Annotated in this window: 22 protein-coding genes and 1 pseudogene; 16 read left to right on the top strand and 7 right to left on the bottom strand. The window is 64.7% G+C overall.

Annotated features, from left to right (window positions below):
* Nucleotides 1–62: 62 nt before the first annotated feature.
* Nucleotides 63–1,319, top strand: a complete 1,257-nt coding sequence (locus WG907_RS13835; RefSeq protein ID WP_340233658.1) for a cytochrome P450 — start codon at nucleotides 63–65, stop codon at nucleotides 1,317–1,319.
* A 74-nt stretch (nucleotides 1,320–1,393) separates the two neighbouring features.
* Nucleotides 1,394–2,878: a phosphotransferase family protein gene (locus WG907_RS13830; protein WP_340233656.1), complete on the top strand. Its 1,485-nt coding sequence runs from the start codon at nucleotides 1,394–1,396 to the stop codon at nucleotides 2,876–2,878.
* Here the strand turns inward: WG907_RS13830 and WG907_RS13825 are convergent.
* Nucleotides 2,875–3,888 carry an alcohol dehydrogenase catalytic domain-containing protein gene (locus tag WG907_RS13825; protein WP_340233654.1) on the bottom strand — a complete coding sequence of 338 codons (1,014 nt, stop codon included), beginning with the start codon at nucleotides 3,886–3,888 and terminating at the stop codon, nucleotides 2,875–2,877. The two genes, WG907_RS13830 and WG907_RS13825, sit on opposite strands and share 4 nt — an antisense overlap.
* Before the next feature lie 79 nt (nucleotides 3,889–3,967).
* Between WG907_RS13825 and WG907_RS13820 the strand changes: the two genes are divergently transcribed.
* The 4 genes from WG907_RS13820 to WG907_RS13805 are packed head-to-tail and all read left to right on the top strand — an operon-like array spanning nucleotide 3,968 to nucleotide 8,579.
* Nucleotides 3,968–5,056 carry a phosphotransferase gene (locus WG907_RS13820; protein ID WP_340233652.1) on the top strand — a complete coding sequence of 363 codons (1,089 nt, stop codon included), beginning with the start codon at nucleotides 3,968–3,970 and terminating at the stop codon, nucleotides 5,054–5,056.
* A 16-nt stretch (nucleotides 5,057–5,072) separates the two neighbouring features.
* On the top strand, nucleotides 5,073–7,358 hold the full coding sequence (locus WG907_RS13815; protein ID WP_340233650.1) for a molybdopterin-dependent oxidoreductase: 2,286 nt from the start codon (nucleotides 5,073–5,075) through the stop codon (nucleotides 7,356–7,358).
* 2 nt (nucleotides 7,359–7,360) lie between these two features.
* Complete coding sequence (locus WG907_RS13810) at nucleotides 7,361–8,143, top strand: ThuA domain-containing protein (protein ID WP_340233648.1); 783 nt, start codon at nucleotides 7,361–7,363, stop codon at nucleotides 8,141–8,143.
* Nucleotides 8,136–8,579, top strand: a complete 444-nt coding sequence (locus tag WG907_RS13805; protein ID WP_340233646.1) for a nuclear transport factor 2 family protein — start codon at nucleotides 8,136–8,138, stop codon at nucleotides 8,577–8,579. The genes WG907_RS13810 and WG907_RS13805 overlap by 8 nt, the downstream gene beginning before the upstream one ends.
* Here the strand turns inward: WG907_RS13805 and WG907_RS13800 are convergent.
* Nucleotides 8,576–9,466 (bottom strand): LysR family transcriptional regulator, encoded by an 891-nt coding sequence (locus WG907_RS13800; RefSeq protein ID WP_340233645.1) that lies wholly within the window; start codon nucleotides 9,464–9,466, stop codon nucleotides 8,576–8,578. The genes WG907_RS13805 and WG907_RS13800 overlap by 4 nt on opposite strands.
* Nucleotides 9,467–9,582: 116 nt before the next feature.
* On the opposite strand from WG907_RS13800, the gene WG907_RS13795 reads away from it, so the two are divergent.
* The 10 genes from WG907_RS13795 (at nucleotide 9,583) to WG907_RS13750 (ending at nucleotide 20,490) form a co-directional block, all read left to right on the top strand.
* On the top strand, nucleotides 9,583–11,082 hold the full coding sequence (locus WG907_RS13795) for a CoA-acylating methylmalonate-semialdehyde dehydrogenase (protein WP_340233644.1): 1,500 nt from the start codon (nucleotides 9,583–9,585) through the stop codon (nucleotides 11,080–11,082).
* Nucleotides 11,083–11,129: 47 nt separating this feature from the next.
* Nucleotides 11,130–12,275, top strand: coding sequence for an acyl-CoA dehydrogenase family protein (locus WG907_RS13790; protein ID WP_340233642.1), 1,146 nt, complete (start codon nucleotides 11,130–11,132; stop codon nucleotides 12,273–12,275).
* Nucleotides 12,272–13,372: an enoyl-CoA hydratase/isomerase family protein gene (locus tag WG907_RS13785; RefSeq protein ID WP_340233640.1), complete on the top strand. Its 1,101-nt coding sequence runs from the start codon at nucleotides 12,272–12,274 to the stop codon at nucleotides 13,370–13,372. Before WG907_RS13790 ends, WG907_RS13785 begins: the two co-directional genes overlap by 4 nt.
* A complete protein-coding gene (gene mmsB / locus WG907_RS13780; protein ID WP_340233638.1) occupies nucleotides 13,369–14,247 on the top strand; it encodes a 3-hydroxyisobutyrate dehydrogenase in 879 nt (292 codons plus the stop codon). The genes WG907_RS13785 and mmsB overlap by 4 nt, the downstream gene beginning before the upstream one ends.
* A gap of 516 nt (nucleotides 14,248–14,763) precedes the next feature.
* On the top strand, nucleotides 14,764–16,200 hold the full coding sequence (locus tag WG907_RS13775) for a 3-oxoacyl-[acyl-carrier-protein] synthase III C-terminal domain-containing protein (RefSeq protein WP_340233636.1): 1,437 nt from the start codon (nucleotides 14,764–14,766) through the stop codon (nucleotides 16,198–16,200).
* A 12-nt stretch (nucleotides 16,201–16,212) separates the two neighbouring features.
* On the top strand, nucleotides 16,213–17,409 hold the full coding sequence (locus tag WG907_RS13770) for an acetyl-CoA acetyltransferase (protein WP_340233635.1): 1,197 nt from the start codon (nucleotides 16,213–16,215) through the stop codon (nucleotides 17,407–17,409).
* Nucleotides 17,409–17,864: a MaoC family dehydratase gene (locus WG907_RS13765; RefSeq protein WP_340233633.1), complete on the top strand. Its 456-nt coding sequence runs from the start codon at nucleotides 17,409–17,411 to the stop codon at nucleotides 17,862–17,864. The genes WG907_RS13770 and WG907_RS13765 overlap by 1 nt, the downstream gene beginning before the upstream one ends.
* Nucleotides 17,861–18,754 (top strand): HpcH/HpaI aldolase/citrate lyase family protein, encoded by an 894-nt coding sequence (locus tag WG907_RS13760; protein WP_340233631.1) that lies wholly within the window; start codon nucleotides 17,861–17,863, stop codon nucleotides 18,752–18,754. Before WG907_RS13765 ends, WG907_RS13760 begins: the two co-directional genes overlap by 4 nt.
* Nucleotides 18,747–19,916, top strand: coding sequence for an acyl-CoA dehydrogenase family protein (locus WG907_RS13755; protein ID WP_340233629.1), 1,170 nt, complete (start codon nucleotides 18,747–18,749; stop codon nucleotides 19,914–19,916). The genes WG907_RS13760 and WG907_RS13755 overlap by 8 nt, the downstream gene beginning before the upstream one ends.
* 28 nt (nucleotides 19,917–19,944) lie before the next feature.
* Nucleotides 19,945–20,490 carry a hypothetical protein gene (locus tag WG907_RS13750; protein WP_340233627.1) on the top strand — a complete coding sequence of 182 codons (546 nt, stop codon included), beginning with the start codon at nucleotides 19,945–19,947 and terminating at the stop codon, nucleotides 20,488–20,490.
* Here WG907_RS13750 and WG907_RS13745 read toward each other — a convergent pair.
* From WG907_RS13745 to WG907_RS13725, 5 genes and pseudogenes are all read right to left on the bottom strand, one after another.
* Nucleotides 20,473–20,823: pseudogene (locus WG907_RS13745) on the bottom strand (oxidoreductase); the annotation flags it as partial. The gene WG907_RS13750 and the pseudogene WG907_RS13745 overlap by 18 nt on opposite strands.
* Nucleotides 20,824–20,869: 46 nt before the next feature.
* Nucleotides 20,870–21,769 carry an SDR family NAD(P)-dependent oxidoreductase gene (locus WG907_RS13740; protein ID WP_340233625.1) on the bottom strand — a complete coding sequence of 300 codons (900 nt, stop codon included), beginning with the start codon at nucleotides 21,767–21,769 and terminating at the stop codon, nucleotides 20,870–20,872.
* A gap of 45 nt (nucleotides 21,770–21,814) precedes the next feature.
* Nucleotides 21,815–22,903: a Gfo/Idh/MocA family protein gene (locus tag WG907_RS13735; protein ID WP_340233623.1), complete on the bottom strand. Its 1,089-nt coding sequence runs from the start codon at nucleotides 22,901–22,903 to the stop codon at nucleotides 21,815–21,817.
* A gap of 146 nt (nucleotides 22,904–23,049) precedes the next feature.
* Entirely contained in the window at nucleotides 23,050–23,430 is a 381-nt protein-coding gene (locus WG907_RS13730; RefSeq protein ID WP_340233621.1) for a limonene-1,2-epoxide hydrolase family protein, read from the bottom strand.
* A gap of 17 nt (nucleotides 23,431–23,447) precedes the next feature.
* A complete protein-coding gene (locus WG907_RS13725) occupies nucleotides 23,448–24,206 on the bottom strand; it encodes an enoyl-CoA hydratase-related protein (RefSeq protein ID WP_340233619.1) in 759 nt (252 codons plus the stop codon).

Genomic DNA, 24,206 nt, shown 5'->3' with positions numbered 1-24,206 from the left:
ATATCGTGATTAGGCATATCGTATGTATGCAGCCTAAAACGGCGCGACATGCGGAGAGTGCGATGCGAATCGACGATAAAAGCAGTTTCAACCCGTTCGAGCCGGATCATCTGTCCGCGCCGGCGGAAGGCTATGCGCTGATGCGTCGGGAAGCACCGATCTTTCGCCTGGCCCTGCCGGGCCCTTCGCCCGTGTTCATCGCCACCCGCAAAAAGGATATCGAGGCGATCGCCCGCGACACCGAGACCTTTTCCAGCCATCCGGTGCCGTCGGTATGGCGCTGGGGCGAGTTCGACCCGGAGATCGCCGACATCTTCAAGGAGGCGGGTCATAAGGTCGTGCAGACCCTGCAGGCGACCGACCCGCCGGTATCGCTCGCCTATCGCGGCATCGTCGAGCAGTCGCTAAACCGCAAAAAAGTGATCGCAATGGAGCCGGAGATCGGTGCCATCATCGACCGGCTGATGACGGCGCTGCCCGATGGCGAGCGGGTCAATTTCGTCGATGCCTTTTCCGTGCCGCTGCCGCTGGAGGTGATCTGCCTGATTCTGGGCATGCCTTATGAGGATGCGGCCTTCCTAAAATTCTATTCCGACGAGTTCACCCATCTGGTGGACCCGGTGCATCCGCTGCCTCGCGCGCTGGAGGCGACGAAAACCATCGTCAAGGGCTATAAATATTTCGCGCAGATGATCGAGCGGCTGCAACGCGCGCCGGAAGATAATCTGACGAGCGCGATCGCCAATGCGGAAATCGACGGCAGGCCGCTGACGATGGAAGAGCGCCTGTCGATGGTCCATGTCCTTATCATCGCGGGCAATGAGACGACCCGTAACGCGCTGTCGTCCGCCATGTTCGTGCTCGCCACCCGGCCCGATATCTGGGCGGTGATCGCGGCCGACCCCGAGCGAATCCCGGATTTCGTCGAGGAGGTGCTGCGCGTCCACGCGCCCGCCGTCACGACGCCGCGCACGGTGATGAAGGATACGCAGATGCATGGCGTCGATCTGCCCAGGGGATCGAGCCTGTTCGTCATGTGGGCGTCGGCCGGGCAGGATGAAGCGACGTTCGAGGACCCGATGGCGTTCGACATGGATCGCAAGAACAAGCGCGGCCACATCACCTTCGGCATGGGCATCCACCATTGCGTCGGCAGCTTCCTGGCGCGCGCCGAACTGACTGCTGCGGTGCGCCGATGGACGCAGGATCTGGAGCGGGTGGAACTGGCGGTGCCGGTCGAGGATATCCGCTATGATCCTGTCTTCGCCTTCCACGCGCTCAGCGACCTGCCGGTTCGTGTTTTTCGCAAAATGCGCTGATAGCCAGTCGGTCGCTCGCGCGAACGAAAGTCCGTGCCGGCCGAATGGTGATGAGAAATTCGGAGAATAGTGCAATGTCCATTTCCGCCCGTCTGCTGCGTTCGCTCAACCGGACGGCGACAACCCTCTACGGCGAAACCCCCACCTATGCCTCCGATGAGGAAGCCATTCAGGCATCGCTCAAAATTTTGGAATCACGGGACGTTTATGCCGACCGCCTTTTTACCGGATGGCGCGACCGGCTTGCGGCCCAATTGTCGGATCTGATGGAACGACTGGCGCTCAGGGGCGTCGCACCCGACCTGTTCGCGGCGATCGAGACCCTGCGCGCCACCTTGGCGGAGGCGCCCGCCGACAGCGAGGATGCCGAGCTGTTCCAGCAACGCGCGATGCGCGACTGGTCCCTGCTGGTCCAGACACTCGCCGCCGATCCCCGCATCCCGGCGGCCGAGCGCACGCGGATCGTGTTCGATACCGCCGATGCCGAACTGACCCGCATCGCCGAGCTGTGCGGCGGCCTGCTGCCGAAGGGCGACGCGGTCGACATCTCCGTCACTGGCCCACGGCTGGAGCGCTATCTGGTCGACCGCTTCGCCGACGACAGCATCCGCGTCACCGCCTTTCGCCCGTTGCCCGGCGGCTATGGCAAGGAAACGACATTGTTCGAGGTCGAGGGGCAGGCGCTCGCCGGCGCATTCGTCATGCGGCGTGATCGCGACGAACCGACGATGGACAATGACTGTCATCGGGTGAGCGCCGAATTTCCGGTGATCCGCGCCGCATGGGACAAGGGCTTTCCCGCACCTGAAGCCTTGTGGGTCGATACCGACCATAAGCTGCTGCCGGGCGGCGACTTCCTGATCATGGCGCGGGCACCGGGCGAATCGGGCGGCAATGTCCATGGCGCGTCGGGCGCGGTGGACGGCGCTTTGATCGACCTGCTGGCTGGCAGCGTCGCCCGGCTGCACCAGTTGCCGGCGATGCGCGAGCTGGGCGACCTGACCAACGGCATATCGACGGAACTTTGGGACCTGCCCTTGCAGGAAGTCAGCCGCCGCTACATCGCGTCGATCCGCGACCTCTATCTGGCGGAAATGGTGATGCCCTCGCCCGCGGTTCTGGCGCTTTATGGCTGGCTGCTGGATCATGTGCCCGACGCGCCCGGCCGCGCCGTGCTGCTGCATGGCGACATCGGCTTTCATAATTTCATCGTGGACGAGGGACGGCTGAGCGCCGTCGTGGACTGGGAGTTCGCCCATATCGGCGATCCCGCCGACGATGTCGGCTATGTCCGCAACACGGTGGGCGGATCGCTCGACTGGGGCGATTTCATGACGGCCTATCGCGCGGCGGGCGGCCCGGACCTGTCGGAAGAGCGGGTGCGCTTCTTCCAGATATGGGGCCATGTGCGCAACCTGACGGCAAGCCAGCTGACCACCAACAAGTTCGAAACCGGGCGGCTGGACGAATTGAAGCTCGGCCATGTCGGCCACTCGATGATGGCGGGGTTTTTAAAGCCCATCCGGGACATGATGGCGGCCGGTAGCGATCCGTCCTAATCGGCCCAGGGGTCGACCATGATCTTGGCCGCATGCGACCCCTGGCGCAGCGCCTCGAACGTGTCGGGCAGCGCGGCGAGGGGGATCGTCTCGCCCACCAGCGCGCGCGGTTCGACCGCGCCCGAATCGAGCGTCGCGACGCACTGCATGAAATCGGCGAGGCCATAGGCGACGCTGAATTGCAGCGTGATGTCCTTGTACATCGCGATGGCGGGCATGATCGAGTCGGGGCGGATGCAGCCGCCGAGCGTCAACACGGTGCCGCCATTGCGGACGAGATTGATCGACTGCTGGATCGCCCCGGCCGATCCCGCCGCCTCGATCACCACGTCGGGGGCCCCGCCCAGCGCCTTGTCCAGTTGCTCGGGCAGATCGTCGCCTACCGTCAGGAACGCGTCCGCACCCATCGCGGCGGCGAGGTCCTGATTGCGCGCCGTCCGTGCGATCATCGCGATCGGCCCGGCGTTCAGCCGCCGCGCCCACCAGGCTGCCGACGCCCCGATCGCGCCGGCCCCCAGCACCGCGATGCGCATTTGCGGCCCCAGACCTTGCAGCCGTCGCACCCCCCGCAGCGCCGATGCGAGCGGCTCGACCAGCGCGCCGTCCTCGAATGTCAGCGCCTGCGGCAGGCGGATCGCGCGCCGCGCGTCGATCAGCGTATATTCGCCATAGCCGCCCGCCATCGATTCGAGCGCGACGCAATGGAGCGGCATGTCCGCGATACAGGCGGCGCATTGGCCGCATCCCGCCATGGGCAGCGCCGTCACCCGGTCGCCGACCGCGATCGTGTCGACGCCGGGGCCGACCTCCACCACTTCGCCCGCATATTCATGGCCGAGCGCGGTGCCGCAGGCGACATCGAACGCGCTGCCGCTGGTCATGTGCAGGTCCGACCCGCAAATGCCGCACCGATGTACCCGGATCAGTGCGCGGTGGGGGCCGGGGACGGGCACCGGTCGATCCTCGATGACGAGGGGTTGTCCGGCCGCGACGAAAATCGCTGTTCTCATTTTCCAAAGCCCTTTGTTTGCGTATCATATGCTGCCATACAAATAGCGACTGCGCTATAGACGCGACAAGGAGAGAGTAATGCCCGACGCGACGACCGTGCCCCTGCACTATGCCGATGTCGATGCGGGCTGGGTGACGGCGGCGCTGCGCAACCGCTGGCCGGACGTGGCCGTGTCGCGGGTCGAGCGCGGCCCTGTGTTCGGCTACAAGCAGAATAAATTCCGCATCACCGTGGATTATGCGGCGGGTGGCGAGGACAAGCCGGGCAGCTTCATCGTCAAGGGCAATTTTCCGGGGGAGAATGATCCGTCGACCGGCTCCGCCTGGGCGATGGCGAACGAGCTGCGATCGTTCCGCGACGTCGCCCCGCTGGTCGCCGCGCCCGCCGGGCCGCAATGGCACCATATCGACATCACGCAGGATGCTTCGGCGATCCTGATGGAGGATCTGACGCCGCTGGGCGCGACCTTCTTCCATGCCTTTCATACGCTGTCGCTGGGACAGGCGATGGCGTTCATGAACGCCTTTGCCCGCATGCATGCCAGCGCGTGGAACCATGCGATGTTCGGCGAAGGCGGCGCGATGGGGCCGGGGTCGCTGGCGCATGAAAACCGGCGGCTGGTGAACGATGTCTATTTTCCGACATTTTTCGCGCCCGACCATTGGCAAAGCTATGTCGAACTGCCCCGTGGCCGGGCGATGCCTGCGCGCTTCCAGAATCTGGACAAGGCGCGGGACGCCTGGGGCCGCCTGTGGGCGCTGTTGCCGCAAACGGCGATGACGGTGATCCACGGCGACGAGCATCTGGGCAATCTCTATGTCACGGCTTCGGGCCAGCCGGGCCTTATCGACTGGGTCGCGCGGCCCGAGCACTGGCCGATCGGCATTGCCTATTTCATGCTCTGTGCGCTCGATATCGCCGACCGGCGGACGTGGGAGCGGGCCCTGTTGTCGCACTATCTCACCCGCCTCAAAGCCTATGGCGCCGCCGATGTGCCGTCGTTCGAGGAGGCCTGGTTCTTCTATCGCTGCGCCGCTTTCTACCCGGTCGTGACATGGCTCAACAATAGCGGCGTGTGGCAGCCGGAGGCGATCAACACCGCCAATGCCGTTCGCGCGGCGACGGCGGCGCTCGATCATGACAGTTACGGATTGCTGGGGCTGTAGGCTTGGGGAGGATGAGATGACACAGAGCGCCATGATCGGGGACGATGTCCGCCTGCATCACAGATCCTGTCCCTTTTGCGAGGCGGCCTGCGGTATCCGCGTGACGGCGGATCATGGCAGCAGAACGATCCTGGACGTGCGCGGCGACCCGGACGATCCGTTCAGCCGGGGCTTCATCTGCCCCAAATCCTATGGTCTGACGCAACTGCACGCCGACCCGGACCGGCTGCGTCGTCCGGTACGCCGTCGCGGCGCGGACTGGGAGGAAATCGGCTGGGACGAAGCGATGGACGAGTCCGCCGACCGTCTGCGGGGGCTGCTGAAAAAACATGGACCAAACAGCATCGCCTATTATCTGGGCAATCCGTCGGGTCACAAGCCGCCCTTCCTGCTCTATGGCCCGTTGCTGATCCGCGCGCTCCAGACCAACCAATTCTATACGCCCGGAACGCTCGACCAGATTCCCAAATATGTCAGCGCATCCTATATGTTCGGCGGGCCGACAATCCAGCCGCTCGCCGACCTCGACCGCGTCGACTATCTGATCGTGATCGGTAACAACCCGGTCGTCAGCCAGGGCAGCATGATGGTCGCGCCGGGCATGAAGCGGCGGCTGGAGGATATCCGCAAGCGCGGCGGGCGGGTGGTCGTCATCGACCCGCGCCGCACCGAAACGGCGCAGATCGCCGACGACTATGTCGCGGTGCGCCCCGGCACCGACGCCTATCTGTTGTTCGCGATGGTCGATATATTGGCAAAGGAAGGCCTGATCGCGCTTCGTCATCTCGCCCCCCATGTCAAAAATCTCGATGCGCTGGTCGAGGCGGCGAGCCATTATCCGGCCGAGCGGGTGGCGAAGATCACCGGCGTCCCCGCGCAAACCATCCGCCGCATCGCGCGCGCGTTCGCGGCGGCCGATGGCGCGGCGATCTATGGCCGCACCGGCACCTGCACGCAGCGGTTCGGCACCCTGACCTCGTGGCTGATCGATGCACTCAATGCCATCACCGGCAATATCGACCGGGAAGGGGGCAATCTCTTTTCGGGCGGCGGCATCCCCATGGGGACATTGTGGGAGGATGATTGCACGCCCGAAGGCGTGTTCCCGGTGGGACGCTGGCATTCGCGCGTCAACCGGCTGCCCGAAGCGATCGGCATGCTGCCCTGCGCCGCGCTCGCCGACGAGATGCTCGAGCCGGGCGACGGGCAGGTGCGCGGGCTGGTAACGCAGGCGGGCAATATCATCCTGTCCAATCCCAATGCGGCCAAGCTGCAACGCGCGTTCGACGGGCTGGACTTCATGCTCTCGCTCGACATTTATGTGAACGAGACGACGCGCCATGCCGACATCATCATTCCCGGTCCCTCCTATGTCGAACATAGCGATTTTGCGGCAGTCACCGCCTATGAGACGATCCATAAATTCATCAAATGGGCGCCGCCCGTCTTCGCGCCGGAGGGCGATACGCCGCATGACTGGCAGATATTCGGCGGCATCGCCGCGCGCGTCCGTGGCATCAGCCTCGCCGACATAGAGGAGGAATATGTTCGCGAGACGCTGGCTACCGCGATCGCCCGAGGGCGGCCCGAATGCCGGGACGTGTCGATCGACGAAGCGCGCGCGATCATTGGTGACCAGCCGGGGCAGGACCGGCTGTTCGACATATTGATCCGCGGCGGGCCGATGGGCGACGCCTTTGGCCGGGTGCCCGATGGCCTTACCCTCGACAAGGTCCGCGCCCATCCGCACGGGCTGGACTTCGGACCGCTCGACGCCGGCATGGTGCCCGCCGTGCTGCGGACGCCCGACGCGAAGATCGATCTCGCACCGTCGCAGCTGCTCGCCGACCTGCCCCGGCTCGAAGCCTTCCTCATGGAAATGGAACAGCCCGACAGGATGTTGATGATCGGGCGGCGGGACATTCGTTCCAAAAATGCGTGGATGCATAATGTGGAATTGCTGGCGAAGGGCAAGAACCGTTGCACCCTGCTGGTCCATCCCGACGACGCCCAGCGGCTGGGGCTCGCTACCGGCGCGCAGGCGCGGGTCGCCACGCATATCGGCGAAGTCATCGCCCCCGTAGTCGTCAGCGACGAGATCATGCCGGGCGTCGTCAGCCTGCCGCATGGTTGGGGGCATAGCATGGGCGATACGCGGCAACGGGTCGCGAACCGGACGATCGGGGTCAATGCCAATTCCATCATCGATGAAAGCGATCTCGACATGCCGTCCGCGACGACGATCCTCAACGGTGTGCCGGTGGTTGTGACCGCCTTTGTCGACCAGCTGGCGGAGGCCTGACGATGGCTGACAACCGCGTCATCCATGTGCTGCTGATCGTCGGCGGCGGCTTTCACGACTTCGATCTGGTGCGGCTGGAACTGCTGACGCTGCTGCGCGAAAATCCGCGTATCCGCACGACCTGCACCAACGACTGGCGCGACATCGCCGCGCTGGAGCAGGCGGACATGGTCATCGCCTACACGACCAACATCTTTCCCGATGCGGACGGGCTGGCGGCGTTGCGGCGCTTTCTCGACCGGGGCGGGCGCTGGCTCGCGATCCATGGGGCCTCGGCCTATATCGAATTCAAGGGGCCACAGGTCGAGATTGGCGGCATCAAGCTGCCGGGGCTGACAGACACGCCCGACAGGCAGCCCGACTATATGGACCTGCTCGGCTGCCGCTTCGTCTCGCATCTCGCGCCGCAGGAAATCGTCGTCGAAAGCGTTTCGGACCATGAGATCGTGCGCGGGCTTGAACCCTTCGCGGTGGTCGACGAGCCCTATATCCTGGAAATCCGGGGCGATTGCGAAGTGCTTTTATCCTCCCGCTACACCGGCGAAGCGCCCGGCTATGTCAAAGGGCCGTGGCTGGAGGATCTGCCCCGCCCGCAAGCGCTGCTGCATCGGCAGGGCAAGGGCGAGGCGTTGTTCCTCGCGCCGGGCCACTGCATCGGACCCTATGATCTGCGGCCCTTCATCGACGAACTGCCCGCTCATCCGGGGCCCTGGGCCAATCCGACCTATCGCGAACTGCTGCGCCGTGCGATCCGCTGGGGCACGGGAGCGCCGGTCCTTGCCTGAGACGGACGAGGCCCCGATCCTTCGACTGGCGACCGAGCTGGACCAGTCGGTCGACCGGAAGGACTGGCCCACGCTCCGATCCTTTTTCGTCGACCGGCTGGCAGTGGAGGTCGGCATCGTCGCTGGCGACGGCGCGAGCATGATGGACGCCGACGCCTTCGTCGCCGAGGTCGCGGCCTTCAACCCGCCCCGGAAGATCGCGTGCCACAGTTTCCTCAACCCGCTGGTGCACGTCACGGGGGATCGGGCGCAATTCACCGCCAACCGCTATGGCTGGAACCTGTGCGATGGGTTCGACCCGCCGCTGTTCGAAACATGGGGCCGGATCGCTTATGGCCTGATCCGCACCGGCGACGGCTGGCTGATCGATCGCTTCCGGCTGGAGGTGCTGCGCGAGGCCGGCAATCGCGATGTGAGCCGGTTGCGCGAAGGCTAACCCCGGTCGGCATAGCCCAGTGACGCGACTTTCGCGGCGAGCCAGCCCGCCAGCGCCTCGATGCGGGCAAGCGAGCGGAGGTCGGCATGGGTGACGAGCCAGAAGCTGCGCGTGATCGCCACCTCGTCGGGCATCAGCGGGACCAGCCTTGGGTCGTTGGTCCCGATGAAATCGGGCAGCACGCCGATGCCCGCGCCCTCGCTCAGCATCCGGTGCTGTACATTGATGCTGGTGCTGCGCAGATGCGCCTTGAGGCCGGCTTCGACTTCGCCCAGATAATCCAGCTCGGGCGAGAATATGAACTCGGGCACATAGCCGACCAATATATGATTCCGCAGTTCGCCGGGATGGCGCGGGCGACCGGCGCGATCGAGATAGGTCTTCGCCGCATAGAGCCGCAGCCGATAATTGCCGAGCCGCTTGACCACCAGCCGCCCGCGCTGGGGCCGGGCCAGCATGACCGCCATGTCCGCCTCCCGCTTCGAGGGGTTGAGGAAGCCCGAGGCGGTGACCAGATCGAGCTGGATACCCGGATATTGCATGTTGAATTCCGCGACGGCAGGGGCCAGCACCCAGGTGCCAAAGCCCTCCGCGACCGACAGCCTCACCTGCCCGGTCGGGCCGCCGGGGCTGCCGCCGCCATCGTCCATCGCCGCCAGCGCCGCGCTTTCGATGGCTTCGGCATGCTGGAGCAGGCTCTGTCCGCGCTCGGTCAGCCGGCGTTCGCCGCCCGCGATTTCGAACAGGGTGGAATCCAGCGACTGGCTGAGCCGCGCCAGCCGCCGCCCGATCGTGGTGGCGTCGATCCCGAGCGCGCGCGCGGCAGGCGCGATTCTGCCCGCCCGCGCCACGGCAAGAAAGGTGCGAAGGTCGTCCCAGTCGAACATTAGCCGTCCTTATCCTGCAAAAATGCAGCATCGGTCTGCATTTTTGTCCGATTGCCTGCGCAATCACAATATATCACTAGGGCGGCAAGACTATTTTAGGAAGAGGATGCAGGTCCATGCGCGACATTGGTCATAAGCTCGCCACCGGCGTGACGGCCGCCGCCGCCCGCCGCTTCAGCGACGTGTTCGATCCCAACAATGGCGGTGTTCAGGCGCGCGTCGGGCTGGGCGATGCCGCTTTGCTCGATCTGGCCGTCGCCGCCGCCAAGAAGGCGCAGCCCGCCTGGGCCGCCACCAACCCCCAGCGCCGCGCCCGCGTCATGTTCAACTTCAAGGCGCTGGTCGAAAAGCATATGGACGAACTGGCGCATCTGCTCAGTTCCGAACATGGCAAGGTCATCGCCGACGCCAGGGGCGACATTCAGCGCGGTCTGGAAGTCATCGAATTCTGCTGCGGCATTCCCCATGTGCTCAAGGGCGAATATACGCAGGGCGCAGGGCCGGGCATCGACGTCTATTCCTTTCGTCAGCCGCTCGGCATCGGCGCTGGCATCACGCCGTTCAACTTCCCCGGCATGATTCCGCTGTGGATGTCGGGCGTGGCGATCGCGACCGGCAACGCCTTCATCCTCAAGCCGTCGGAGCGCGATCCTTCGGTGCCGGTGCGCCTGGCTGAACTGTTCAGCGAAGCGGGCCTGCCCGACGGCATTTTGCAGGTGGTGCAGGGCGACAAGGAAATGGTCGACGCGATCCTCGACCATCCCGATATCAAGGCGGTCAGCTTCGTCGGCTCCTCCGACATCGCCCATTATGTCTACAGGCGTGGCGTCGATGCCGGCAAGCGCGTGCAGGCGATGGGCGGGGCCAAGAATCACGGCATCGTCCTGCCCGACGCCGATCTCGATCAGGTGGTGAACGACCTGTCCGGCGCGGCCTTCGGCTCTGCCGGCGAACGCTGCATGGCGCTGCCCGTCGTGACGCCGGTGGGCGAAAAGACCGCGATCGCGCTGCGCGAAAAATTGATCCCGGCGATCAACGCGCTGCGCGTCGGCATTTCGACCGACAGCGAGGCGCATTATGGCCCGGTCGTGACCGCCGCGCACAAGGCGAAGGTCGAGGCATGGATCAGCAAGGGCGTCGAGGAAGGCGCGGAACTGGTGATCGACGGGCGCGGCTTCACGCTCCAGGGGCATGAGGAGGGCTTTTTCGTCGGCCCGACCCTGTTCGATCATGTGAAGCCGACAATGGAAGCCTATAAAGAGGAGATTTTCGGCCCGGTGCTCCAAATCGTCCGCGCCGACAGTTTTGAAGAGGCGCTCGCGCTGCCCAGTCAGCATCAATATGGCAATGGCGTCGCAATCTTCACGCGCAACGGCCATGCCGCGCGCGAATTCGCCTCGCGCGTCGATGTCGGCATGGTCGGCATCAACGTGCCGATCCCGGTGCCGGTCGCCTATCATACGTTCGGCGGCTGGAAACGGTCCGCCTTTGGCGACACCAACCAGCACGGCATGGAAGGCGTCAAATTCTGGACCAAGGTCAAGACCGTTACGCAGCGCTGGCCCGACGGCAGCGCCGATGGCAGTAATGCCTTCGTCATTCCGACCATGGGGTGATAGGTCACTATTATCCTGCCACCTCAACTCGGAACGGAAAAGCATAGATGAACGGCCAGTTCGACCTTAATGACGACCAGCGCGAAATCCAGGACCTTGCGCGACGCTTTACGGCCGACGCGATCACGCCGCATGCGGCGGAATGGGACGAAAAGCATATCTTCCCGCGCGACACGATCAAAGCGGCGGCAGAACTGGGTTTCGGGTCGATCTATGTGTCCGAAGAATCGGGCGGTATCGGCCTTGGACGGCTGGAATCGGCGCTGATCATGGAAGCCATGGCCTATGGCTGCCCCGCCACCAGCGCGTTCATCTCGATCCACAATATGGCCGCCTGGATGATCGACCGTTTCGGCGGGCAGGTGGTGAAGGACACATATCTGCCCTCGATGATCGCGATGGACAGGCTTGGCAGCTATTGTCTTACCGAAGCGGGATCGGGCTCGGATGCGGCCGCGCTCAAGACCAAAGCGGTGCGGGACGGCGACCATTATGTCGTGACCGGATCGAAGCAGTTCATCTCCGGCGGCGGCGAGAATGACATCTATGTCGTGATGGTCCGCACCGGCGAGGAAGGCCCCAAGGGCATTTCCTGTCTGGTGATCGAAAAGGATATGGCGGGCGTCAGCTTCGGCGCGCCCGAGCGCAAGCTGGGATGGCATGCGCAGCCGACCGCGCAGGTCAATTTCGATGGCGTCCGCGTGCCGGTCGAAAATCTGGTCGGCGGCGAGGGCGAGGGCTTTCGGATCGCGATGATGGGACTGGACGGCGGGCGGCTCAATATCGGGGCCTGCTCGCTGGGCGGGGCGCAGCGCTGCCTCGACGAGGCGATCGGCTATACCAAAGACCGCAAGCAATTCGGTCAGGCCATTGCCGATTTTCAGAATACGCAGTTCACGCTGGCCGATATGGAAACCGAGCTTCAGGCGGCGCGGACGCTGCTCTATGCCGCCGCCGTCAAGGTCACCGAAAACGCGCCCGACAAGACCCGCTTCGCCGCCATGGCCAAGCGGCTGGCGACCGACACCGGATCGTCGGTGGTCGACCGGGCGCTGCAATTGCATGGCGGCTACGGCTATCTGATGGACTATCCGATCGAACGCTTCTGGCGCGACCTGCGCGTCCATTCGATACTGGAGGGCACCAATCAGGTGATGCGGATGATCATCGGTCGCGAACTGGTGCGGCAATGAGCGACATGGAGGCCTCGCACGTCCTGATCTCCGTCGAAGGCGGGGTCGGACGGATCAGGCTGAACCGGCCCAGGGCGATCCATGCCCTGACCCCCGCCATGGTGGAGATCATCACGCAGGCTTTGCTGGCGTGGCGCAGCGACGATGCGGTCCTCGCGGTGATGATCGACCATGCGCCGGCGCCGGATGGCGACCCGAAACTGTCGCGCGGCTTTTGCGCGGGCGGCGACATCGCGCTGATCGCCAACAGCGCGAAGGCGGATTGCGTCGAGGCCGAGCGGTTTTTCTTCCACGAATATCGGATGAACCATCTGCTGTTCGTTTACGACAAACCGATCGTCGCCTTCATGGACGGCATCACGATGGGCGGCGGTGTGGGGATCGCCGCGCCCTCGCGCTACCGCGTCGCGACTGAACGGACGATGTTCGCCATGCCCGAAACCGGCATCGGCCTGTTCCCCGATGTGGGCGGCGGCTGGTTCCTGCCGAGGCTTCCGGGGCGCGTGGGCGCATGGCTCGCGGTGACGGGCGCGCGGATCGACGGGGCGGATGCGCTGTCTATCGGCATGGCGTCGCATTATATCGAAAGCGAGCGGCTGGAAGGCGTCAAGGCGCAGATCATCGCTGACCCGGTCCGTCTTCCGGCGATCCTCGACCCCGCGTCTACACAACCGCCGCCAGCCAAGCTGGATGCGCTGCGCGGGGACATCGACCGGTTGTTCGCATCCGATCGCTATGAGGATATTTTGGCGGCGCTGCGGGCGGACGGCTCGGACTGGGCGCAAAAGCAGCTCGATCTGCTCGCCACCAAATCGCCGCAGACGCTGAAGGTCGCCCTGCGCCAGCTCGCCGAGGGCGCGATCTTCACCGATTTCGCCGACAATATGCGCAACGAATATCGCATCGCCCATCACGTCATCCGCCGGCCCGATTTCGTCGAAGGCGTTCGCGCGGTGATCTTCGACAAGGACAATGCGCCGCAATGGAGCCCAGCCACGGCGGAAGCGGTGACGGACGATCTGGTCCAGTCGCTGTTCGCGCCCCTGCCGCCCGAGCAGGAATGGACCCCACTGCCCGCATTAGGAGAGAGACCATGACCGGATCAGTCGCCATCATCGGATTGGGCAATATGGGCGGCGGCATGGCCGCCAACCTCGTTAAAAATGGGTATGCGGTGCGCGCCTTCGACTTGTCGGACGAGGCGCTGGCCAGGGCGGAGGCAGCAGGCTGTACGCGAGCCGCCAGCGCGGCGGCGGCGGTGAGCGGGGCGCACGCGGTCGTAACGATGCTGCCGGCGGGCAAGCATGTCGAGGCGGTCTATACGGACGAAGTCTTTGCCGCGGCGGCGGCGGGCACCCTGTTCCTCGACTGTTCGACCATCGATGTCGCGACGGCGCGCCGCGTCAGCGAGGCCGCCACCGCGCAGGGCTTCGACATGGTCGATGCGCCGGTATCGGGCGGCATCGCGGCGGCGGCGGGCGGCACGCTCACCTTCATGGTGGGCGGCAGCGACGCCGCCTTCGAACGCGCGAGGCCCATCCTGTCGGCCATGGGCAAGGCGGTGATCCATGCCGGCGGCGCGGGCACCGGGCAGGGCGCGAAAATCTGCAACAATATGCTGCTCGGCGCGACGATGATCGCGACGTGCGAAGCCTTTGCCATGGCGCAGAAGCTCGGCCTCGATCCGCAGACCTTCTATGACATTTCCAGTGTCTCTTCGGGGCAGAGCTGGTCGATGACGAGCTACTGTCCGCTGCCCGGCGTCGGCCCGGCCACGCCCGCCGACAATGATTATCAGGGCGGCTTCGCGGTCGCACTGATGCTCAAGGATCTCAAGCTTGCGACACAGGCGGCGCAATCCGTCGACGCCAGCGTGCCGATGGGGAACGCCGCCGAGGCCCTGTATCAGGCGTTCGCCAGTTCGGGGCAGGGGAGCCGCGACTTCTCCGCCATCATCAAGATGTTGGGATAGGCAAACTGCGTTCGGCGAGTCGGGTCCTCCGCTTCCGCGAACGGCGATTTCATCAGCGCATCGTGCGTAAAATCGAGATCACATATCCTCCGTTCGGGCTGAGCGAAGTCGAAGCCTTCCACTGACCCCGGACTTGATCCGGGGGAAGTGCGCTTCGCCTCCGCTCAGGAGGGCCCCCTTCGACTGCCAGCCTGCGGCAGGCGCTCAGGACAGGCTTCGACCCCGCTCAGGGCGAACGGCTCACATTTCACGCACGATGCTCTAAAGCTATCGGTTTTCAGGAACAGGCGCGACCGCTGGCGATGGTCGCGCGGTGTCGACACACGTGCGTGCCCGAGGCGACGACTGAACGCACGATAAGTATCTTGCATAAGATACTATAGCGCACTATATCGGTCGCAGGGCGTGGACGCGCCCGGCGTGGCGTGGCGGGGCGGGTCCAGCATGCTCCCACGCGTTCAGAACGATGAAGTTTCGCGATATTGCTGGTTTTCCAGCCTCCATCAGGTGACGTACATGACGGATCTCGGTATTTCGCGCTTTGGCGCCTATGTTCCCCGGCTGCGACTGGACCGATCGGTCATCGCCGCCGCGCATGAGTGGATGGCGCCAGCGCTTCGCGGTCAGGCCAAGGGCAGTCGCGCCTTCACCAGCTGGGACGAGGACGCGATCACCATGGCGGTGGAGGCGGCGCGCGATGCCCTTGGCGGGTCCGCCGGCAACATCCGCTCGGTGCGCCTCGCCTCGACCAACCTGCCCTATGCCGATCTTCAGAATGCGGCGATCGTCGCGCGCGCCGTCGGGGCCGGTGGCGATGTGGCCACGTCAGATGCTGCGGGGTCCCAGCGCGCCGGCACCTCGGCCCTGCTTCAGGCACTCAGGGGCAATGAGGCCAGCCTCGTGATCGCCTCCGACAATCCATTCGCCAAGCCCGCCAGCGCGCAGGAAATGGGCTTTGGCGCGGGCGCGGCGGCGTTTGTCGTGTCGAGCGAGGATGTCGTGGCCCGGCTGGTCGGATCGGCCAGCGTTTCCAACGTGTTCGTCGATCACTTCCGGTCCGCCGATGCCGCCAGCGACTATGTCTGGGAAGAACGCTGGGTCCGCGACGAGGGCTATGCCAAGATCGTACCCGCCGCCGTCAATGCGGCGCTGGCGGATGCGCAGCTCGCCATCGGCGATATCGCGCATTTCGTCATGCCCTCCTACCTCAAGGGCGCTGCGGATGCGGTGGCCAGGAAACTCAAATTCGCAGGCGCGGTCGCGAGCGGGCTGGAGGACGGCGTCGGCTATGCCGGCGCTGCCCATGCGCTGTTGATGCTGGCGGCGACGCTGGAACAGGCGCAGCCGGGCGAGCGCATCCTGCTCATCGGCTTTGGCCAGGGTGCGGACGTGCTCGTCCTTCAGGTGACCGACGCGATCGCCGCCGCCCGGCCGGCGCGCGGTGTCGCCGGGTCGATCGCCGACGCCGTGCCGACCAATAATTATCTGCGCATGCTGTCCTTCTACAACAGGTTCGACGCCGAATGGGGCATGCGATCGGAAAAGAGCGCCAAGACCGCGCTCACCGAACAATATCGCTCCGCCGCGCAGCTCGAAGGTTTCAATGCCGGCAAGTGCAGCCAGTGCGGCACCGTGCAGTTCCCCCAGCTGCAATATTGCGTGAACTGCCAGGCATCGAGCGACGCGTTCGAGGATTTGCCGCTGCGCGACGAGCAGGCGCAGGTCCTGACCTCCACCGCCGACTGGCTGTCCTATTATCCCGCGCCGCCGCTGTGGGTCGGCTTCGTCCGGTTCGATTCGGGCGCCCGCGTGCTGATGGAGATGGTCGATATCGGCAAGGACGGCGTCGATACCGGCGCGAAGCTGCGCATGGTCTACCGCATCAAGGAAAAAGACCGGCAGCGCGGCTATAATCGCTATTTCTGGAAAGCAACGCCGCTTAGCCCGGCTTGAGGAGTCTGCACCATGGCATCGGGCATCAAGGATAAGGTCGCCATCATCGGCATGGGCTGTTCCAAATTCGGGGAGCGGTGGGACGCCGGCTCGCCCGAATTGATGAAGGAATCGTTCGAGGAGGCGCTGGCCGACGCGGGCATCGAGCGCGAACGGATCGAGGCGGCATGGTTCGGCTGCTGGGGCGACAGCATCAATGTCGGCAATTCCTCCATCCCGGCGGCGATGGCGCTGCGCCTGGAGGGAATCCCCGTCAGCCGCGTCGAAAATATGTGCGCGACCGGCACCGAGGCGCTGCGCAGCGCGGTCTATGCCGTCGCGTCGGGCGCGGTCGATATCGCGCTCGCGATCGGTTCGGAAAAGCTCAAGGATACGGGCTTTGGCGGGCTGCCGCCGCCCTTCAAGGGCACGTTCAACGATATGTGGATGCCGATGGGGTCCGCCCCGGCCGGCTTCGCGCAGCTCGCGCCTTATTATCGCGCCAAATATGGCACGACCAAAGAGGATCTGAAGCGCGCGATCAGCCATGTGTCGTGGAAGAGCCATCAAAATGGCGTCCACAGCCCGAAGGCGCATTTCCAGAAGGCCGTTTCGATGGAAACGATCATGAATGCGCCGATGATCTCGGATCCGCTCGGCCTGTTCGACTGTTCGGGCGTGTCCGACGGGTCCGCCTGCGCCATCGTCGCCACGCCGGACATCGCCCGCGCGCTGGGCAAGACCGATCTGGTCACCGTCAAGGCGTTGCAGCTGTCCACCAGTTCGGGGCGCGAAACGCAGATGAACGATTGGGACGGCAGCTATGTCGCGACCACGCGGAACGCGGCGGCGCGGGCGTATAAGGAAGCGGGCATCACCGATCCCAGGACACAGGTGAACCTGTCCGAAGTCCATGACTGTTTTTCGATCACCGAACTGGTGACGATGGAGGATCTGGGCTTTTCCGAAGATGGCCGCGCCGTGTTCGACGTGCTCGACGGGCGGTACGACCGCGATGGCGCGATGCCCTGCCAGATCGACGGCGGCCTCAAATGTTTCGGCCATCCTATCGGCGCGTCGGGCCTGCGCATGGCATATGAAGTCTACAGCCAGTTGCTGGGCCGAGCCGGGGAGCGTCAGTTGCCCAGCCCTTCCATTGGCCTGACGCACAATCTTGGCGGCGTGCCCTATCAGGGGGTCGCGGCCATCTCTATCCTGGGGCTTGTATAATGGCTGGACTTTGGTTTGACGAACTTGAGGTCGGGCAGGTGTTCAACCACCCGATCCGCCGGACTCTCACGGAAACCGACAATCTGCTGATGTCGACGCTGACGCATAATCCGGCGCAGCTTCACCTCGACGCGGAATATATGAAGGGCACGCCCTTTGGCCGTCCGCTCATGAATTCGGCCTTCACGCTGGGCCTGATGGTCGGCATTTCGGTCGGCGACACGACGCTCGGCACGGCGGTCGCCAATCTGGGCTGGGACGAGGTGCGCTTCCCCAATCCCCTGTTCGCGGGCGACACGATCCATGTCGTGACCGAAGTGATCGAACTGCGTGAATCGAAATCGCGGCCGGAAGCGGGCATCGTCACCTTCCTGCATACGGCCTATAATCAGAAGGATGAGCTTGTCGCGTCCTGCAAGCGCTCGGGCCTCCAGCTGCGAAAGCCAGCGGCATGAGCCTGCCGCTGCGCTCCTTCCTGTTCATTCCGGGCGACAGCGAAAAGAAGCTGGGCAAGGTGGACGGCGTCGATGCCGACGCCTTCATCTTCGACCTGGAGGATGCCGTCGCGCCCGCGCGCAAGCCGGTAGCGCGGCAGATGGTGCCCGCCTTCATCAAGGATCGCCCGCGCGGGACCCGCAAGTCGCAGCTGTGGGTGCGGGTCAATCCGCTCGACACGCCCTGGACGCTGGAGGATCTGGCCGCGATCGTGCCCGCCGCGCCCGACGGCATCATGCTGCCCAAGGTGAACGGGCCGCAGGATGTAGCGCAGGTAAGCCATTATCTGGACGCGCTGGAAACCGCATCGGGCATCGAGCGCGGGTCGATCAGGATCCTGCCCGTGGCGACCGAAACCGCAGTCTCCCCCTTTCGCCTGGGCGATTATGCCGGCGCTGGCCTCGATCGCCTCTATGGCCTCACCTGGGGCGCGGAGGATCTGAGCAGCGCGATCGGCGCGAGCGGCAACACCGATGCCTCGGGAGAATGGACGCACACCTACAAGATGGTGCGTTCGCTCTGCCTGCTCGGCGCGCATGCCGCCGGCGGCGAAGCGGTCGATACGCTGTTCGTGGACTTCCGCGATCCCGAGGGCTTGCGGGCATCGTGCAAGGCCGCGCGCGCGGAAGGTTTTTCAGGCCGCGTCGCGATCCACCCCGCGCAGGTCGACATCATCAACGAGAGCTTTTCGCCCTCGGAAGACGAAGTCGCCTTCGCCCGGCGCGTGGTGGCGCTGTTCGCCGCCAACCCGGATTCGGGCACATTGGGCCTCGACGGCAAGATGCTCGACATCCCCCATCTCAAGCAGGCGCAAAAGACGCTCGCCATGCATGAGGCGCGCAATGGCTGACGCCTATCTGCGAAACGATGGCGGGCGGGGCATATTCTCCGCCGAGCATGAACAGTTTCGGGACAGCGTCGCGCGTTTCGTCGACGATGAACTGGTCCCCCACCATCATCAGTGGGAAAAGGACGAGGTCGTCCCCCGCGCCATCTGGAAGCGCGCGGGCGAGGTCGGCATATTATGCCCGAATGTGCCGGAGGCCTATGGCGGCTTCGGCGCGGACTGGCTGTATAATGTCGTCGTGATCGAGGAACTGGCGAAGAAGGGCATCACCGGCCCCGGCTTCACCGTCCATTCCGAGATGGTCGCGCCCTATATTCTTCAGGCGGGCACCGAGGACCTCAAGCGGGACATCCTGCCCAAGATGGTGTCGGGCGAGGCCATCGGCGCGCTGGGGCTGACTGAGCCGGGCGCGGGATCGGACGTCAAGGAAATCCGCACCCGCGCGGTGAAGGACGGCGACGATTATGTGCTGAACGGCCAGAAAGTCTATATCTCCAACGGCCAGCTTGCCGATGTGATGGTCACGGCCTGCAAGACCGATCCCAATGCGGGGGCGAAGGGCGTCAGCCTGATCGCGGTCGACACCCATCAGGCGGGGTTCAAGCGCGGTCGCAATCTGGAAAAGATCGGCCTCAAGGCGCAGGACACATCCGAAATCTTTCTGGAGGACGTGCGCGCGCCCGCCCATCACCTGCTCGGGCGTGAAGGCGGGGGCTTTGGCATTATGATGGGCAAGCTGGCGCAGGAACGGCTGACCCAGGCCGTCCGCTCGATCTGCGTGGCGGAGGCCGCGATCCAGTGGACCGTCGATTACACGGCCGAACGCAAGATGTTCGGCGGCACGCTCGCCGATTTCCAGAATACCCAGTTCGTGCTGGCCGGCCTGTCCGCCGAAGTCCTGTCGGCGCGCGTCTTCACCGACTGGTGCATCAAGCGGTTCATGGCGGGGGAACTGACCGGGGTCGAAGCGGCCAAGGTCAAGCTGCTCGTCACCGACCTGCATGTGAAGACGGTCAACGAGTGCCTGCAATTTTTCGGCGGCTATGGCTATATGACCGAATATCCGATCGCCCGCGCCTATATCGACGCGCGCATCGTGCGGATCGCGGGCGGCGCGGCGGAAGTGATGAAACAGATTATCGGGCGCGACCTGTTCGGCAAATAAGCGCCTGCCCGATACGGACGGAGAGGGCATGATGGACGATCTGTTGCTGGTCCTGTCCAATCCGCGCGACGGGCGGCATGAAGATTTCAACGACTGGTACAGCCATGTCCATATTCGCGACGTGATGCGCCTGCCGGGGTCCTCGGCGGTGCAGCGGCTGCGGCTCGCGCCCGACCGGCAGTTCGCCTATCTCGCCGTTTATGAATGCCACGACATCGAACGCGTCAGCGCAGGACATGGCGCGGTGTTCACGCCGATGATGCTGATCAGCGACAGTTTCGACTTCACCATGCGCGAGGCCTATTATAGCCCCCATGTCCACCGTCAGACACATGGAGTCGCGCGCCATGACGGCGACTATATCCTCGAACGCATCGATCGTTCGGCCGGACCGGACTTCGTCGCATGGTATGATCGCGAACGCATGCCGGCGCTGATGGCGTTGCCGGGCGTCACGGCCGGCACATTCGCCTCGGTTGCGGCGCATCAGATGCTGGAGCCGCATGCCGACAGCGTCTTTGTCGGCCTGTATCGGACGCAGGATCGTGCCGCATCTTTAGCTGGCTGGGGCTGAGCGCCTTGCTGCCCCGGCGGGCAGGTCGTGCGGGTCGCCTGTTACAGCCCGCTGATGGCGCGCCTCACCGCGCGGGAAGTCGTGCATCCCATGCGCGAGGGGCGCTTGGTCGAGGCGCAGGCGCGTGTGGCGCTGGGCGACAGGGTTTATGCGGGCTTCCCGGAGGGCGTGACGGACTGAAAGGATCGCTCGCCCGCCATAGGCGGGATAATCGGTATAGCCCTTATGCTCGCCATAGCCATCCTGCCGGCGGTTGGTCTTCGATTGCAGGAACTGGTCGATGATATAGCCGTTCGCGCCATGGATTTCCCCGCCTTCGAAACCCACAGCCTTCGCATTGGCCGCGCCCCTTCAACAGATTATCGGCGCTGGGTGCCGATCATGGATCGAGCCATTCGCCCGGATTGATGCCGGCATTGCTGCGCGCGAACTTCAGGATCTTCCTGACGCGTTCGCCCAGTTCGGTCGGGTCCTTGGATGCTTCGCATGTCGGCCCATGCTGCCAGCTTTCGGAAACGGTGATGCCATAGCCCCATACTTCGAACACGCGGCCGCTGACGTCCTTGGCTTCCGGGCTTGCCAGCCAGGCGACGAATCCGGCGATCCATTCGGGATCGCGGCGTTCGAGCTGTTCGGGCGTCCATTCGCGAAGGCCAGCGGTCATGCGGGTTTCGGCGCGGGGAGCGATGGCGTTCACGGTGACCCCGATGCGCTGGAGTTCGCGCGCCGCCACCTGGCTGAAGCTGGCGATGCCGCCCTTGGCGGCGGCATAATTGGCCTGGCCGATATTGGCGTAGAGCGCCGAATGCGAGGTCGTGTTGATGACCCGCGCGTCGGGCTGGCGACCGGCCTTGCTTTCCATGCGCCAGAAATTGGCGGCGTGATGCGTCGGCGCGAACGTGCCCTTCAAATGGACCTTGATGACGATGTCCCATTCGTCCTCGGTCATGTTGACCAGCATGCGGTCGCGCAGGATGCCCGCATTGTTGATCAATATGTCGAGGCCGCCGAACGTATCGATCGCCTGTTGCACCATCTCCTTTGCGCTGTTCCAGTCGGACACGTCGCCGCCGTTGACGATGGCTTCGCCGCCCCTGGACTTGATCTCGTTGACCACTTCCTGCGCGGGCGTCAGGTCGGTGCCGCCGCCTGCCGTATCGCCGCCCAGATCGTTCACGACGACCTTGGCGCCATATTCGGCGAGCTTCAGGGCGTAGGTACGGCCGACGCCGCGACCGCTGCCGGTCACGATCGCCACCTTGCCTTCAAGCAGACTCATATGTTTCTTCCTTGCTATTGCGGATGGGTAAAGGGTTTGGACGCGTCAAAACGTCACGCGTTGGCCGGTCGCCGCCGACCGCTCGATCGCGTCGATCAGGCGGTGGCGGCGAACCGCGTCGTCGAAGTTGCGGCATTTATGGGTGCCGTCGCGCAGATCGTCGGCGAGCCAGGCATAGGCCTGCGCGACATTTTCGGCCGGTGGCGACACGTCCGGGACCCAATGATAGGAATCGGGAACGGGCAGGGGGGCGAGCGCCTGTTCTTCGCCGCGCGCACCGGTCAGCGTCAGGGGATAGATCTGGCCATGGCCGCCATCGGCGGTGGCGACGATGTCGCCCTGCGTCCCGTTGATTTCCCAGCGGAAATTGGTGCCGCGCGACACGCCGCCGCGATAATGGACGGTGGCGACCGCGCCACCCTCCAGCAAACCGGTCACCGCCAGCTGATCATGCGCGGTCATCGGTTTTTCGATGCCGTCCGGGATCAGGGTGAAGCTGGTGCGGCGGTTGGCGAGCAGCGCGTTCAGGCTGGTGAATTCGCCCAGGCACGCCACCACCGCGTCGATGGTGTGGCCGAACGGGATGGTCAGCAAGGTTGCGCCATTGGCATTGTCGGCGGTGTAGGCATTGGGCTGGTCGATGACCGCGCCCCAGTTCATGCCCGACCCGACCAGCGTGGTCGAAAGAACCTCGCCGACATAGCCATCGGCGATCAGATCACGGACATAGTTGAAGGCGGGTGCGGCCCCCGCCTGCATGCCGACCGCGCCGATCACGCCCTTGTCCTTCGCCAGCGCCGCCATCTGCTCGGCCTGCGCGAGGTTATTGCCCAGCGGCCATTCGCAATAGACATGCTTGCCGGCGTTCAGCGCCGCGGTGACGAGTTCGAGATGATGGGGAACCTTTACCGTCACCACCACCAGATCGACGGCCGGATCGTTCACCAGCGCCTGATGATTGTCATAGGCCGCAGGAACGCCGAACTCGGCTGCTGCCGCGGTCGCGCTTTCCTGCCGGGTCGTGCTGAGCGCGACGATGTCATAGGCGGGCAAGGCGCGCAGGGCCGGGATATGTGCTATCGCCGCCCAGCTACGTCCCGGCGCGACGCCGATAATGCCTACCCCTGTCGTCATTCATTCGACTCCGATTAGTCCGCTATCGTTTGATCCGTAAGCGTACTATAATCTTTGTCGATGTTCCGCAATGCTCCTGATGCCATTGCGACGCTGCCAACGCCGCTCTGAAGTGCGCGCGCCGGGCGACGGCGCGCCTTACGCGCTTATGCGACCGCCGCCATCGCCGTCTGAACCTGCGCCGAATCGAAATAATCGCGCCAGTGGGTGATCAGTCCGTCTTTCAGTTCGAAAATGCCCATGACGGGGAATTCCATCCACTGGCCCTTGATCAGGAACCGGTCCAGCCGTTCGGTCATGACCGCGCCATCGCCCCCTTGCGCAATATGGTAGACCCGCCAGTCGATCTCGGCCGCGTCGCCGACGAACATCGCCAGCCCCTGCCGGATCGCGTCATGGCCGACCAGCGGCTCCCAGGGCATGTTATGATAGACGCAATCGGGCGCCATCGCCGCCAGTATCGCCTCCAGATCGCGCGCATTCCACAGCGCGATAAAGTCGCGGACGGTATCGATATTCGTGGGCATCTGAGGCTCTCCTGCTCTTATGTTCCGGTCCAGCGGGGCGCGCGCCGTTCGACGAAGGCGCGCTTGCCTTCCACGGCGTCGCTGCTCTCCATGACCGTCCGGGAAACGGGAAAATTGTCCATGTCGAGCGCGGACGCGAGGTCGGGTAGGTCGAAGGCGGCATAGGCCACTTGCTTGGACGCGCGGATCGCGATCGGCGCGCAGGCGACGATCTCGTCCGCCCAGCGCCTTGCGACCGCCATCAGCTCCGCGCCGGGGACGACCTCGCTCACCAGCCCGATCGCCAGGGCTTCGCTGGCCGGCACCGTCCGTCCGGTCAGGATGATGTCCATCGCCCGCTTCATGCCCACCGCGCGCGGCAGGCGCTGGATGCCGCCGCCCAGCGCCGCCCAGCCGACCCTGGGTTCGGGCAGCGCGAACGTCGCCGTGTCGGCCGCGATGATGAAGTCGCAGGCGAGCGCCAGTTCGAAGCCGCCGCCCAGCGCCATGCCGTTCACCGCCGCGATAACGGGAAGCGGGTATGCGGTTCGCGCATTGAACCCGGCAAACCCCGTGAGCGCGATCTCCATCACGCCGGTTTCCAGATTGTCCTTGAGGTCATAGCCGGCGCAAAAGGCGCGGTGGCCGCTGCCGGTGACGATGACCACCCGCACATCCGCCCGGGTCGGCAGATCGTCGAACAGGTCCGATAATGCATGATGCGCGGCCGGATGAAGCGCGTTCATCCGGTCGGGGCGATCGATGATCACCGTTGCGACGCCGCGATCGATGTCCAA

This window comes from Sphingobium fluminis, assembly GCF_037723805.1.
GTDB lineage: Bacteria > Pseudomonadota > Alphaproteobacteria > Sphingomonadales > Sphingomonadaceae > Sphingobium.
This window is presented reverse-complemented; position numbering and strand designations above follow the sequence as displayed.